This is a genomic window from Sphingobacterium detergens (assembly GCF_003610355.1).
Taxonomy (GTDB): Bacteria; Bacteroidota; Bacteroidia; order Sphingobacteriales; family Sphingobacteriaceae; genus Sphingobacterium; species Sphingobacterium detergens.
Map to the genome: position 1 here is coordinate 2,379,738 of NZ_RAPY01000001.1, position 13,415 is coordinate 2,393,152.

Sequence of the window (13,415 nt, forward strand, 5' to 3'; positions counted from 1 at the left end):
CGTTACCAAGATCTCGGCACTCCTCAGCAAGATCAATCAACATCTTTATCAACCACAACCATATATACGCGTCACCCCGTGCTTGACAGGGGGGGGACCGTCCGATATCATACATCATTCAATGAAGAGAAGCTAGGTATTGAAAACAGAGAATCTTTCCAAGGCCATTAAACTTAGGAAGGTTGCCGGATGCGCTTCTAAAAATCGACTAAAAGCTTAAATGCATAAGTATGTTTTTCGAGAAAATGCCTATAAGGAGGGAATTGCCTATAAAGGAAGCGTGATCGTAATCCTGACAGTAAAATCATCCTCATCAGGTTTTTTGTCAATTGTGAGTGAAGCGGATTCTGCTGACTCATCACTACTGAGCATACGTAATCGTTCTTGTACTCCTTTTAAACCAAACGAGGTACTTTTGAAATTGCTATTTCCAGTTTTATGAAACTGATCAAAACCAACACCATTATCCAGAATTTCAATCCTAATTTCCTTTTCTTTTAAAGCTGTCCGGATCAATATCTTGCCTTTTTTGCCATGGAGATTCCTCATACCATGATGTACGGCATTTTCGACAATTGGCTGAATCAGCATCGACGGAATCTTTTTATTGCTTTTGATTAAGCGCTCATCCGATTGAATGCTATAGGTAAATATATGATCGAAACGTTCTTGCTCGAGATCCAGATACAGCTTGACCAATTGAAGCTCCGAAGCGATGGTCACCTTGGAGAATTGAGAATTCTCAAGTACGATACGGCTCAAAGTGGCGAATTTCTGAATCAGCTTGCTGGCCTGTATTGCATCATTTTCGACTACATAGGCCTCAATAGAATTCAAAATATTGAAAATAAAATGTGGATTCATCTGCGAACGAATAGCTTTCAGTTCACTTTCATATAATTGTTGCCGGAACTCAGAGGCCAATTTTTTTTCCTTTTCCATTTCCAGGATCTCGCTCTGTTCCCTGATCTTGTATTCATTTTGTTTCAGCTCATGCTGTAAGGTTAGGCTAAATTCCTGCTGCATCCGATTAATTTTCTCCTGGTGCGCGAGTCGATAGATCAAAATCAGTACTATTGCAAGAAAAACAAAAGTCACCAGACCGACTTTAAACCATAAACCTTGATACCATAACAGTTTTACAGACACAGGTATATCCAGTTGCGCTTTCGACCAATTTCCATTCTCGTCCCCCACTCGAAGGACAAAACGATAATCTCCTCCTGCAATATTGCTGTAAACCGCCTGTTGATTTGCGTCTGAATCAATCCATTCCCGATCAACCCCTTCTAGTTTATAGCTAAAACGTAAGATCTTGTCCGCAAGCTGACCAGGTACAGCAAACTGAAAAGAAAAAGTATTTTCATCAGGCTGGAGCGCGATCTTTCCGTTTACAAGCCGATAGGTATTATCACGGTTCAGTATCCTGAATGCGCTTATAACGGGGGCTATATTTTCGGTTTTATTTCCAATCTCACCCATCGGCCCTTTGATCAGACCTTTATCCGTCATCCAAACCAATACATCCGAATCAAAATAAAAACTATGGGTCGAAAATCGCTCGGGCGGGAATACGCCTTGTCCTGCTCCCAACTGTAAAAACGTTCTGGACTTTGGATCAAAAATCATTACTCCATCTTGAGTTTTCATCCAGATTCGTCCTTTTATATCATTTTTTAGCGTATGGGCATAAAACAAGGGGAAACGATTATGGTCATTAGCCTGTAGGAAACGTGTTTTCCCCGGCTGTTCAACGATCATCCCTATACCCTGTTGGCTACTGCTGTACCAAAAATGGCGATCGATATCCAAAAGAAAGGAAAACACGGTATTGGCTGCAAGACTTTCTCCAGACTGCCGTTGATGCTTGAAATTAATAAATTTCATATTCACCTTATCCACTACTTTAACTGCACCAAAGCCATCCATACCCAGCCATAGAGAGCCAGAAATATCCTTTCCTAATGTGATTACTTTATGGTCAATAAGACCACTCTCTTTATTGTACAAGACAACCTTATTGGTAGAAAGATCATATTGATATAGTCCCGAGTTCCAGGAGCCGATCCATAGGATATCTTTTCCATTGACTGAATCCCAAATCACACTATTGCAGTCGGCTCGTTCAAGACCAAAAGTGTTTCCTACAATCTTTAATGCCCTAAGCTTTTTACTCACCGTATCAAAAACATAAATTCCGCTGTCTACGGTGGAGATATAAATATAAATCCCTATAGTCGTAAGTTGGCTGACCTTAAGGTTATTCAGGGAGAAGGCTGATAAACGTAGTTGAAAATCTGGAGACAATTCACCGATCTGAGCCTTGGAGATATACCACTTCTTGTCACCTACTTTTAAGATATGCTGGATAGGGTCAGTTTGAATAGGTATGAGGTCTTTAATTAAATTTAACTTTTTCGAATAATAAAATAGACCATGATCTGAACATATAAAATATCCTCCATCTATTGATACAATACGATTAATTTTAACAGCAGATCCCTCTGGATCAGCCCTGTTCCACGGTATCTCGACAACCTGCTTATTATATAGGTCATAACTGTACAGCTTGCCCCCACTATGGGCTGCCAATATTTTATTCTCGTCCGAAAAAAAGGAGACATCAGCGATATTGTTATCATAATGTGCAACATTAGGACCAATACCCAGAATATATCGCTGTGCAATCCGCTGTTTTTGAGGCAATAACCGTATCAGATCATGATTATAATAGGCAGCAAAAACCTGCTCTCCTGCCATACAGATTCCCGTTACCGCATTTTCACCCTTGTTCAACAGATCATAATGAACTGTCTTCCCAGAATTGGGTTCGTAAGAAAATAAACCATGATAGCGCGTACCTATCCACAGAATCCCACGCTGATCTTCTTGGATGCGGAAAATAGTTACATAGGCTGCCGGTGCCAGTTTTATCGATGATATGCGTCCCGATACCGGATCCAGAATCTGCAGGTCTGTTTCTTGCCCACCAAAAAATACCTTGCCTCCTGACTCATGAACAGCATAAAGTTCATGTTTCTCAACATCTCCGCCAGCCGCTTTAGCACTATAACTAGTCCAGGCCTCATGCTGGGGTTTGGACCGATCATAACATACTAACCCCCGGTTATAGCTCGCGACCCAGATCTTATTATTACTTCCTATACTGAGATTTCCCAGATCATACGAAAAATCCGAATGTTGCGTAGAACTAACAGGGAAAAAGGTATTCCCATCAAAATAGCACAGACCCTTTCCCGTTGTGATCCATACGAATCCTTTTTCATCGACAGCGGCATCTCTGATTTTGTCACTGGGGAGTCCCTCACGACTGGTAAAATGAAGAAAGTTATAAATCCGTTCTTGTGCCTGCCCCCGCGATAAGGTAACCATCACAACGACAAATAACCGAATCAATAACTTTACGTTAACCATAACTGCAGGTTAAGTACGGGATAACAATTCCATAAGCAGACTTTTTTTGGATGGGGAAACCTCTAGCTCTGATCCGTCCACAAGCTGTAAGGTCCCCCCTTCCCCTTTCTTATAGCGAATCACACAGCTAAGATTGACGATCGTGCTCCGGTTGATCCGCAAAAAACAATCACCATCCAGCAATCCTTCAAACTCTTTCAGTGTCCTGGAAACAATGATCTTGTTACCTGCAGAAAAATAGAACACCGAGTAGTTACTCATCGCTTCGATTTTGACGATTTCATCTTTCCTTACAAAATAAATACCTTCTGCAGTAGACAGGGCCAACCGCGATGCGCAGGTGCTCCCCATATGAATACCTTGTTTCTGGCGCTGTTTTTTCCATTCAATCCGTTTGGATAATTTTTCAATTGCAGCCGTTAGTTCATCAGTATCCACTGGTTTGAGCAGATAATCCAAAGCATCCGCGCGCAGGGCTTCAATGGCATATACATTATACGCAGTAACAAAAATAACCTCGAAATGGATGTTTCCTAGATTTTCCAAAAAATTAAATCCATCCATCAGCGGCATTTCGACATCCAGAAAAACAATATCCGGACTAATGGATGGAAGGTCCTGTAGGGCAGCAAAGGGATCACTAAATATCCGTTCGACAGAAAGCCTATCAGAAAAAGCGCGGAGTTTATGCTGGAGCAAAGTGGCACCTTTCAGCTCATCATCAATAATGACTGCCTTGATCATAATCTATTTCGTTTACATTGATAAGCTCGAAAACAATCGAATAGTTATCTTAAATATACAATATATTTAGCAAAATATTTCACCTGCGTTCCATTCGCGACATCTATGTTAGAAAGCTAGCTAGTAGTTTACCCTTCTCGATCAACACTTTTTTAGTTTAACATTTCTATTCCGATTTTAATGCAGCCTCAACCTGATTCGCATCGTTTAGATCGACGCCCTTACGTTTCAGACTGGCCATGGTTCCGCCCGGAATAATTACATAACGGTACATAATTTGAGCAGGTAATGCCACGAGATTTCCACCATCGTAGACAAACCGGTAGACAATGATCCTATTCTCTTTCGGATGGTGGGAAATTGTACTCATTCTCCCTCCAGCTCTTGAAGTATAAGGCAGCTGGAAAATTCCGCCCCCATAATCCAGATAAACAATTACAGTTCCACTACTCAATATGGTTGTGGACAGTCCTTTGGCAGCAAGATGGCCAATTCTGACCGTCGTACCATCCATAATAGAATCTTTAACCATTGTAGTACTTTGCCAACCACTGTAGAGTACATTAGCAGTACCCGTAGCTCCTCTCAGGTTAACCCCTGTTCCCCATCCGGATGCAGTCTTAGGGCCAAAAAATTGATAACTATCCACTTTAAAGTAGAAGTCACCTATGGCACCTAACGACACTGCTGGAATTTGGGTCCCACTCAGGATTTTGGATCCCGCCGCTCCATTGGCACCTGTCGCTCCGTTGGCACCTGTCGCCCCCTTGAAAGAAGCAGCTTTGCCCCATCCGGCATCCGTTTTGGGACCATATATTTCGGAAGTCGTTTTACGGATATAATAATCTCCAGCTTTCCCCAGCGTAGCGACAGGAACCGCATCCCCAGAGAAAATTGTCGCCCCATCATCACCTTTTACCCCCTGAATTCCCCTGGCGCCCTGCTCGCCTTTTTCCCCAACGGCTCCCTGCGGACCAGTGTCACCCTTTTTGCAGGAGAAAAAGATAACCAGTCCTAGACTGACCATCAACATGCTTTTTAAAACTTTCATTTGAATAATTAGTTTTTAAACTTTACCCAAATATATTGTTGGCTCAATTGTAAAAAATCAGTAATGAGCGAAACAAGAGTTTCATTGAGTGAATAAACCTAAATATTTAGTAAAGAAACGAAAGGGAAAACCTGTTCACCTAGCAGCCCTTACATTGGGTGGAGGACAGGAGAGTGTTTGTGGGTGGCTGAAAGACAAATACGGGTTAAGCTGGCAGGTTTCGCCTGAAAATTGGGAGGAATTCAACAAAAGACCCGGCGCATTCAAAAAAATGATGGGAATGAAAAAGATCATTATTGCGGATTTCTAAAACTAGGTAACGACAAAATCTATGCTCCCTCCTTAAAATTCATCCTTAGCACCTGTTTCTCATTATTAAGCAGAAAAGAAAATAATTGGTCGGAGTTTTCAAATTTAATGGTATAATTATATCCGCTGCTAGCCGCAGCAACAAAAGAAAAATATTGCATTAACCCCACATTTGCCACAAACTTCCGCATTCCCAGCGAAAACTTTTCTTTTGAAATTTTAGATTGATATATAGCGGACGATCGCCTATAAATCTCATCTGATTTTTTTTCATTAAAAAATCTTTGAAACTCCTTCATAAAATAATCGTAAAGGTTAATGGCATACGTATCGTCTCATTAGTCCTGCAATTCCGCACTCTCAGGAGCATACATCCAGCCTTTAAAATCTGTTGTTATCCGCCCATTAACTTCGATTGTCACAATTATCCTTTTCTAGTTTATGAATTCTAAAATAGAGAGAATTATACTTTTCTCCGGCATATTCTGCGAAGCGGACAATAGCAAATAAAAAAACATCCTGTTATTCGTCTATTGATCATAAGACAGGCAAGGAGTTGATTCAATTTTGTCAGCAAATAGATCTGACACCATAAGAGGTGGATTTTATAAAAATCCAAAACATTCTGTCTGCGATTCTGCTTATAGATATAATATGGAAAATAACGACAACAAAAAGCCTTATTCTTTTGAATTGGCATCGAGCTTATTAGCTTTGACACTTATCCTCGCTCTTATGTATGTCACACAGGGCGTATTGCTTCCAGTAATATTTTCCATATTAATAGCAATTTCGCTCTATCCTCTTGCTCGCTTATTTGAAAAAGTACGTCTTGGAAAAGCCTTTGCAGCTATTTTAGCAGTTATTGTATCCATCGCCGTAATTTCCGGATTAGCTTGGTTTATTGTTTATGAAAGTATCATCATTAGCAAGGATGCTTCTGCTATTACCCAAAACGTAATGGTAGTATTGGAAAGTGGGCAAAAATGGCTCGAAACGACCTTTGGTATTGAACGGACAGAAGTGGTCGAAAAATTACACGAACAAACCAATAAAACAATGGAAAATGCAGGCAGTATGTTATCAAGCACTTTCGGTTCTATCGGCAATATATTAGCAAGTGCAATTCTGGTCCCGCTTCTGAGTTTTTTCTTATTGTATTACCGCGATTTCTTTCGTGAATTTTTCTTTAAAGCTTTTAGATCCTCACCACAACATAAAGTGAACGAAGTATTGAATAAAATTTACAATGTCGTACAGAGTTACCTTGTTGGATTGATCACAGTAATGGGTATTGTAGCGGTCTTAAATACACTGGGATTAATGGCGTTAGGGATTGACTATGCATGGTTCTTTGGCTCATTAGCATCCTTATTAATGCTCTTACCTTATATCGGTATTGCTATCGGATCTATCCTGCCTGCGCTTTTCGCCCTGGCAATAAAAGATAGTGCCTGGTATGCTATAGGCGTAATAGCCTGGTTTCAAGTGGTACAATTTTTAGAAGGCAATATTATTACACCTAATATCGTGGGCAGCAAAGTCAGCATTAATCCCCTGATGGCAATTATCGGTATTCTTTTAAGTGGAATGCTTTTTGGGCTAGCTGGATTAATCATCGCTTTACCCCTCATAGCAACCCTCAAGGTTATATTTGACGCAAACCCAAATATGGAGGCCATAGGTTTCTTGATCGGCGAACCTGAAAAAGATCATCTCAAACGAAATTCTACACAGCAACTCCTAATGAAATGGGGTATTGTCAAAATGCCCAAAAATAATAAGAATATTAAAATGGATGTCGATGTACACATTGAAAATAAAAGCTCCGGTACATCCAATTCAAAAATTTCCTACACCGAAATCAATGAGTCTGAAGAAATCCCCTATAAGGATCTATCGAAAGATGAAGACAACGAAGATCATAAATAATCCAATAAATCCACATCCGAAATCCATCATCGCGTTGAGGGTCATATTGAAATGGGTGCAAACAACAACTGACTTGTCAATTGCCTGCTTTTAAAGCATTAAAATTATGTTCGTTTCCCTCGGAATCTCTAATGAAAGCTTGATTACGGCCTGACACAATAGAATTGGATCCATTTCATTATTAAAATCTAAAATTATGAAACGATCTGCGTCTATTTATTGTTATTCAAGCAAATTGCTATTAAATAAAATTATAAGAGACCATCACAATCCTATTAGTACTCATTTGAGAAATTAGCATTTGTCATCATGGTCTTCAGGTAAGAATAAGCGCACTAGTCAAACAAATAAACAATACGAGATATGACATTCCAGAATAAGACAAATCAACGGAACAAAAAATATACCGACATAGGCGAGATCAATTCTAGCCAAAGAATTCTGGAAACGATGTGTAATCATATCCAAATGAGGTACGGCTTGATACGTAAAAAAAAAGGTAATAAATGGGAAAATTGCTGTGTTTATGACTACCAATCTCAACAGATCATCGTTCAAGATAGTGATATCTATGTGAAAATCTATCAGGAAATAAGAAAAGGTTTGGAACCAATTTATATTGACAATATAGACCGATGTGCAAAACAGCAATGGGGTGAACTCCTTCAGGAATTTGGATTAAAAAGCTACATTTCCTATCCCATACTCAATAAAAATAAAATTATTGTTGGCCACTTAAGTTTTATGAACGATAAACCAGTTGAGTTTGACCGCCCCAAATTGGAAACGCTATTTCCATTCTGCGGTGATCTCATTGTTATTGATTTTAGCCATAAAAATGAAACGCAGCATCTCAAAAATATGCTCGAGCAGGAACGTATTTATTCCAAAAACAGAGATCTTATTTTATTTTCATTAGCCCATGACCTCAACAATCCCATTAGTATAATAAAATTATTATCTCAATATCTAGAGCAGAATCTAGAGAATGGAACACAAAAAATTCTGGCAAAAAAAATAGAAAATACTTCTAGCCGTATGAAAGGGGTAATAGATGATATTTTAGATTTTAGCAATACCCGGTTTGGTCGTAAGATTGAAAGTCTTACCGAGCTTGTGAGTATGGAGCAGTTAATCCAACAAATATTGTCCGAATTTGAAGTAATACATGACAGAAAGATCTTAACAACTCTGAGACTTCCCCTCAATGTGCACAGTGATAAAAACAAAATGGGACGTGCCTTTGTCAACCTCATTAGTAATGCGATAAAGCATGGGGCACCTCATAAAGAAATCGAAATAAGTGCTTTTATAGAAAAGGACAATTTTATTTTCAGCATAACAAATCACCTCTCAACCAGCCATCTACCAAATACTCCGGATCTATTTAAGCCATTCGTACGAGGTTTAGGTAGCAAGGGACTCGGTCTGGGACTGTATGTAAGCAAAGAAATAGCGAAATTTCATAAAGGGGATGTGGAAACAGTAAAAGAGGACACGAAAATCACCTTCAAACTCTGGATACCGATAAAATAATAGGTTTGTTGTCCAATGCAGTGTTAATCGAAATACAAAATCAGAAATTTTAAATCGGGGATTTAGGTTGCAACAAATCCCATAGATTTCCGTACAGATCTTCGAAAACCGCAACCGTTCCATATTCATACTCAGCAGGAGGTCTTACAAAATTTATACTTCTATCTTTCATTTTATTGTAATCCCTCCAAAAGTCATCTGTAAAAAGAAATAAAAAAACTCTTCCTCCAGTTTGATTTCCAACGCTTTTTAATTGTTCATGATTTGCAGCTTTTGCTAATAACAAACAACATTCATTTGAACCTGGAGGTGCTACAACGACCCACCTTTTATGCTCATCAAGTTTTGCATCTTCAATAAGACTAAAATCAAGTTTTTTCGTATAAAATTCAATTGCTTCGTCATAGTCTCCCACTACTAAAGCAATACGGGCAATGGATTGTTTCATAATCTGATGGATTCTCGAAATTCAAAACATTCTTTTGCGTACCGCATACGGTATATCCACTCCATACTTAAGTCTCTAAAATAGCATGACAGGATTCAACTTTGATCATACCTTGCGTCGGGGTCATTTCTGACCATATCCAATTGAAATAGGATATCACCTGCTTAGCGGGAACCATTGGTCTGTCAGCTGTCGTATGTCCATCTGAAGCTACGGTGATAAAATAATCCCTTGTTAGCGCTGATTTTATCGTGGCATCCACACAGAAATCTGTAGCACATCCGGTCACGATCAGTTCCTTCACTCCCCTACGCTGCAATATCGTCTGAAGATCTGTTTTATAAAACGAATTATTCGTTGTCTTAGAAACAAATATATCTTCAGGACCTCTGATCAATTCAGGCAATAAAGACCAATCTTCTGTACCAGGAAGGAAACAGTTCTCCTTTGTGCCATCATGTTGTATAAAAATAACCAGATTACCGCTCTTTCTGAACTGTTCAGAAAGTTTGTTTATCCGATCAATGACGCCAAAGGTATCATACCGCAGCGTATAGGGCTTAAAACTTCCCTGTTGCATATCTATAATCAGTAAGGCCTTCATCCTAAACTTGCTTAGCGATAATTTGAAGGATAAATATAACAAATGTTTATTATCAAACAGTATACTCGACCACGAACGAGATAAAATGCGTTATATATGCAGTTCTATTTCTTATCCTATGCCAAGTCGATCAAAGAACAAATCTTTTAAATTTGTAAGACAGCAACTTATCATAGTTCAAATAAGTAGATAATAACCAAAAAATATAAAGCTATGCAAAAGATAATTCCAAACCTATGGTTTGACAGCAACGCGCAGGAAGCCGCAGAATACTACCTATCGGTTTTCAAAGATGGAAAAATAATCAATATTACGTATTACCCGAATTCTGAAGCCGAAGGGCTGGCTGATTTCCAGAAGGATTTTGCCGGAAAAGTGCTTACCGTAGAGTTTGAAATTTTGGGAATGCGTTTTATTGGGATCAATGCCGGACCGATATTCAAATTTAACGAGGCTATTTCGCTGATGATCCCCTGCAAAGACCAGACTGAAATAGACTACTACTGGGCAGCACTGACATCGGGTGGAGGACAAGAGAGCGTTTGTGGATGGCTGAAAGACAAATACGGATTAAGCTGGCAGGTTTGTCCTGAAAATTGGGAAGAACTCAACAAAAGACCCGGCGCATTCAAAAAAATGATGGGAATGAAAAAGATCATTATTGCCGATTTCTAAAAACAAGATGCTGATCGATCACGACCCAACGATTCATAAATCTCATCAAGCGAATTGTAAATCTTTCCATAAGCAAGACGCAAATCTCTGTACATTTAAGTTTAAGATGACTATGTTGAGAAATTATCAATTCAGTAAAAATCCGCTGCACTATGTTTATGCGCTGATCTGGCTGGGCGTGTTCATTACCTTTGCCTTTTACCTTTTCACAGGGAATATGTTCAGACCGGAAAACGGCAAGATCCATATCCTTGCAATTCTTATCGGTTGGGTGGTGCAATATCTCGGTTTAACACTGACTTGCCTGATCATCCTGCTTTTAGGAATATACAAAGCCTTGCGAACTGTGTTGGATAAAAAAGAAATTGATTCCCTATAATCTTTGTATAACATGACAACAGAATAATTCAAGTATAGCTGTATTCAGTTGAGCAATAATTTATTCAGAAAATGGGATATAGAAGTTATTTATATCTGAGAAAAACCGGCAGAAATTTGTACCTCTTTGAGGCAAACAATTCATTGCCATTTTTTTGGATTGCACTTATAGACAAAACAATATTAAAAAAATATTTTCAGGATTGGCAAAAGTCTCTAGCGGATCAAGAAGCCGGTAGTCAACAGAAATTTGAACAATTTTCAGAACTTAATCCCAACAGTATTAGTTTAAGCGATCAAGCTTTAAATATAAACTCGTCAAAAAGCAGGATATTTTTACAAAAGCATTTTCCAGAAACAATTCCACTATTTGATGATTTTATTACGTATATCAAAGCTCAATTTGAAACCGATGACAAGCTTGAAATTGACATAACTCAATTGTCCGCATTTTACAATTCGCTAAATAATTTCTATCATATAATTGAGAAGGAATTGAACGCAATAGAAGAAGATAATCCGGCCGACATTAAATTTTTAGTAATTGAAGATCTTATCGGACAAGGAACTGGGTTTGCAATGAGTGAAAACAAAGAATTTTCGTCATTTTTGTCTTATCAGAAAGAACTCAACAACAGAAAAACCGCAGTCATTGTAGAAAAACAAAAATTCAACAAGAAATCATTAACTATTGCCATTATCTTATTTCTGTTATGTCCTGTTTTTTCAATAATTGCATACAAAATGTATAAAGACGAAGGGCTTACAGCTATGATTGCATTGATAGGAATTTTAAATTTAGGGTTTTATTGTTTTTCGATTTGGTCTCTAAATAAAGAAATCAATAACTTTCTCGAAAAAAGGACTTGACCTCATCATGAACGAAGAAGATAAACATACTTGTAAAAATCCTGACGATTCATATAAACAGAGCAAAATAGCATTGGTCTAGCAGAAAATTATCTGCATCCTGAGCTAATCTGCATACGATTATCTAAAGAGTTAGCACATAAAGTTATCAATGATATTGCGTACCTGATCAAACATTGCGAAAGAATAGAGTAATAAACTATATCCTTATGTTTTTGAAGGTAGTCAAGCGATATTTTTAAAAGTAGATCCAAGAAATATGGAGAGATTTTTAAACTTACGACACAGCAGATATTAAACTACCTTCACCTGATAAAAGTTGATCCACACATGCCCTGATCTCCTTGGGTAACATCAGATAAACTGGTATTTTTAAATTTTCTCTTTTCGCCTCCTTCTCAATAAAAATGTTTCTAAATCCTTCATTGAGCCATTTTCCTTCTTCTTCCAAATAGGCGCTATATCTATTATCCAAAATCTCAATAATGTTTTTGCCATTTTTCATTTGTTCGGTTGTTTATTCTATTTATTTATCGTCTTTTTTTCTCAAGTTACTGGACTCCTTAGCTGCTATTTTAGAATTGTTAAATGCCAAGGCTTCTTTCTTTTCTTTTTGGATTTTTTTTAAATGTAGAATAATAGTGGAAGCGGGAACTTCATATTTCTCTACAGCCTCATTTAAAAATAAATAACCATTCATTATATCTGAAATTGCCCATTGGAGCCGTACTTTATTCGAGCTTCTCTTTTGATCATTATTTTTTTTTTCCATTGTAGTTTATTTTGGTTTACAACTTATTATATACTTCAAATGATGAAATATCACTAACAAATGTGATTCTTTTTATAAGAAAAAATACGTTTTATCAGTCTCTCATTACAGGCTTGTAGAATCGCAACCACAAACTGTAGCTTTATTTCTACATAGTTATGATTAAAATAAACTTACCCACACCCTAAATAATGAGCTATATTTAATAAAAGTGCAAACATACATGTATAAACATTAATATTTTTAATGAAAAAACATTAAAAATATCAAATATTGAAATATTTAGTGTAATGAAAAATATAGCAATTTGTAGCGATTCTACTACACGACTGTCATTCGATATCTACACACAAAACATAACACACTGTAAAACAATAATTTTTAACATTTTTGGATATAGTTTTGCTCACGTATTCACGACTATGCCAAACAAGTTATAAATATCATTGAATAAATTTTTTTTAAGTATGAAAAAACAACAAAAACGCACACCTTATGTGGAACCAAGAGTAACCGCTACGGTTGTTGAATTAGAACAGGGGATTGCTGCAGGATCGGCTTCGGTCAACCCAGGTGGCACGTCCAATCCTTCCAGTCCCAAAACTGAAGATTGGTTTGATAATGGATCTCAAAACACGGATTTTGATATTTAATGGTTCAG

14 protein-coding genes are annotated in these 13,415 nt (G+C 37.8%); 7 read left to right on the top strand and 7 right to left on the bottom strand.

What is annotated here, in order from left to right:
• Positions 1 to 267 precede the first annotated feature (267 nt).
• The 3 genes from DFQ12_RS10195 to DFQ12_RS10205 form a co-directional block, all read right to left on the bottom strand.
• Positions 268 to 3,435, bottom strand: coding sequence for a sensor histidine kinase (locus DFQ12_RS10195; protein WP_120258814.1), 3,168 nt, complete (start codon positions 3,433 to 3,435; stop codon positions 268 to 270).
• Positions 3,436 to 3,444: 9 nt separating this feature from the next.
• Entirely contained in the window at positions 3,445 to 4,179 is a 735-nt protein-coding gene (locus tag DFQ12_RS10200) for a LytR/AlgR family response regulator transcription factor (protein WP_120258815.1), read from the bottom strand.
• A gap of 166 nt (positions 4,180 to 4,345) precedes the next feature.
• The gene (locus tag DFQ12_RS10205) at positions 4,346 to 5,230 is read right to left on the bottom strand and encodes a collagen-like protein (protein WP_120258816.1); all 885 of its coding nucleotides are present in this window, start codon (positions 5,228 to 5,230) and stop codon (positions 4,346 to 4,348) included.
• Between the two features lie 88 nt (positions 5,231 to 5,318).
• Between DFQ12_RS10205 and DFQ12_RS10210 the strand changes: the two genes are divergently transcribed.
• The 3 genes from DFQ12_RS10210 (at position 5,319) to DFQ12_RS10225 (ending at position 9,007) form a co-directional block, all read left to right on the top strand.
• Positions 5,319 to 5,540, top strand: a complete 222-nt coding sequence (locus DFQ12_RS10210; protein ID WP_120258817.1) for a VOC family protein — start codon at positions 5,319 to 5,321, stop codon at positions 5,538 to 5,540.
• A 653-nt stretch (positions 5,541 to 6,193) separates the two neighbouring features.
• Positions 6,194 to 7,471, top strand: coding sequence for an AI-2E family transporter (locus DFQ12_RS10220; protein WP_120258819.1), 1,278 nt, complete (start codon positions 6,194 to 6,196; stop codon positions 7,469 to 7,471).
• Positions 7,472 to 7,834: 363 nt separating this feature from the next.
• On the top strand, positions 7,835 to 9,007 hold the full coding sequence (locus tag DFQ12_RS10225; RefSeq protein WP_120258820.1) for a GAF domain-containing sensor histidine kinase: 1,173 nt from the start codon (positions 7,835 to 7,837) through the stop codon (positions 9,005 to 9,007).
• 49 nt (positions 9,008 to 9,056) lie between these two features.
• Here DFQ12_RS10225 and DFQ12_RS10230 read toward each other — a convergent pair whose 3' ends face one another.
• A complete protein-coding gene (locus DFQ12_RS10230; protein WP_120258821.1) occupies positions 9,057 to 9,455 on the bottom strand; it encodes a VOC family protein in 399 nt (132 codons plus the stop codon).
• Positions 9,456 to 9,522: 67 nt separating this feature from the next.
• Positions 9,523 to 10,059 carry a cysteine hydrolase family protein gene (locus DFQ12_RS10235; RefSeq protein ID WP_120258822.1) on the bottom strand — a complete coding sequence of 179 codons (537 nt, stop codon included), beginning with the start codon at positions 10,057 to 10,059 and terminating at the stop codon, positions 9,523 to 9,525.
• Between the two features lie 213 nt (positions 10,060 to 10,272).
• Here DFQ12_RS10235 and DFQ12_RS10240 point away from each other — a divergent pair, with 213 nt between their 5' ends.
• From DFQ12_RS10240 to DFQ12_RS10250, 3 genes are all read left to right on the top strand, one after another.
• The gene (locus tag DFQ12_RS10240; RefSeq protein ID WP_120258823.1) at positions 10,273 to 10,734 is read left to right on the top strand and encodes a VOC family protein; all 462 of its coding nucleotides are present in this window, start codon (positions 10,273 to 10,275) and stop codon (positions 10,732 to 10,734) included.
• Positions 10,735 to 10,846: 112 nt separating this feature from the next.
• Positions 10,847 to 11,113 (top strand): hypothetical protein, encoded by a 267-nt coding sequence (locus DFQ12_RS10245; protein ID WP_147420381.1) that lies wholly within the window; start codon positions 10,847 to 10,849, stop codon positions 11,111 to 11,113.
• A 71-nt stretch (positions 11,114 to 11,184) separates the two neighbouring features.
• Positions 11,185 to 11,982, top strand: a complete 798-nt coding sequence (locus DFQ12_RS10250; RefSeq protein WP_120258825.1) for a hypothetical protein — start codon at positions 11,185 to 11,187, stop codon at positions 11,980 to 11,982.
• Between the two features lie 277 nt (positions 11,983 to 12,259).
• Here DFQ12_RS10250 and DFQ12_RS10260 read toward each other — a convergent pair whose 3' ends face one another.
• Together DFQ12_RS10260 and DFQ12_RS10265 are read right to left on the bottom strand one after the other, a co-directional pair.
• On the bottom strand, positions 12,260 to 12,487 hold the full coding sequence (locus tag DFQ12_RS10260; RefSeq protein ID WP_120258826.1) for a hypothetical protein: 228 nt from the start codon (positions 12,485 to 12,487) through the stop codon (positions 12,260 to 12,262).
• Between the two features lie 21 nt (positions 12,488 to 12,508).
• Complete coding sequence (locus DFQ12_RS10265) at positions 12,509 to 12,754, bottom strand: hypothetical protein (RefSeq protein WP_120258827.1); 246 nt, start codon at positions 12,752 to 12,754, stop codon at positions 12,509 to 12,511.
• A gap of 467 nt (positions 12,755 to 13,221) precedes the next feature.
• Between DFQ12_RS10265 and DFQ12_RS10270 the strand changes: the two genes are divergently transcribed.
• The gene (locus DFQ12_RS10270) at positions 13,222 to 13,407 is read left to right on the top strand and encodes a hypothetical protein (protein ID WP_120258828.1); all 186 of its coding nucleotides are present in this window, start codon (positions 13,222 to 13,224) and stop codon (positions 13,405 to 13,407) included.
• Positions 13,408 to 13,415 lie beyond the last annotated feature (8 nt).

Excerpts from the sequence above, each read along its gene's own strand:
- DFQ12_RS10240 (WP_120258823.1), top strand. The coding sequence starts at position 10,273 with ATGCAAAAGATAATTCCAAACCTATGGTTTGACAGCAACGCGCAGGAA.
- DFQ12_RS10260 (WP_120258826.1), bottom strand. The coding sequence starts at position 12,487 with ATGAAAAATGGCAAAAACATTATTGAGATTTTGGATAATAGATATAGC.
- DFQ12_RS10205 (WP_120258816.1), bottom strand. The coding sequence starts at position 5,230 with ATGAAAGTTTTAAAAAGCATGTTGATGGTCAGTCTAGGACTGGTTATC.
- DFQ12_RS10235 (WP_120258822.1), bottom strand. The coding sequence starts at position 10,059 with ATGAAGGCCTTACTGATTATAGATATGCAACAGGGAAGTTTTAAGCCC.
- DFQ12_RS10270 (WP_120258828.1), top strand. The coding sequence starts at position 13,222 with ATGAAAAAACAACAAAAACGCACACCTTATGTGGAACCAAGAGTAACC.
- DFQ12_RS10230 (WP_120258821.1), bottom strand. The coding sequence starts at position 9,455 with ATGAAACAATCCATTGCCCGTATTGCTTTAGTAGTGGGAGACTATGAC.
- DFQ12_RS10245 (WP_147420381.1), top strand. The coding sequence starts at position 10,847 with ATGTTGAGAAATTATCAATTCAGTAAAAATCCGCTGCACTATGTTTAT.
- DFQ12_RS10265 (WP_120258827.1), bottom strand. The coding sequence starts at position 12,754 with ATGGAAAAAAAAAATAATGATCAAAAGAGAAGCTCGAATAAAGTACGG.
- DFQ12_RS10220 (WP_120258819.1), top strand. The coding sequence starts at position 6,194 with ATGGAAAATAACGACAACAAAAAGCCTTATTCTTTTGAATTGGCATCG.
- DFQ12_RS10195 (WP_120258814.1), bottom strand. The coding sequence starts at position 3,435 with ATGGTTAACGTAAAGTTATTGATTCGGTTATTTGTCGTTGTGATGGTT.
- DFQ12_RS10250 (WP_120258825.1), top strand. The coding sequence starts at position 11,185 with ATGGGATATAGAAGTTATTTATATCTGAGAAAAACCGGCAGAAATTTG.
- DFQ12_RS10200 (WP_120258815.1), bottom strand. The coding sequence starts at position 4,179 with ATGATCAAGGCAGTCATTATTGATGATGAGCTGAAAGGTGCCACTTTG.
- DFQ12_RS10225 (WP_120258820.1), top strand. The coding sequence starts at position 7,835 with ATGACATTCCAGAATAAGACAAATCAACGGAACAAAAAATATACCGAC.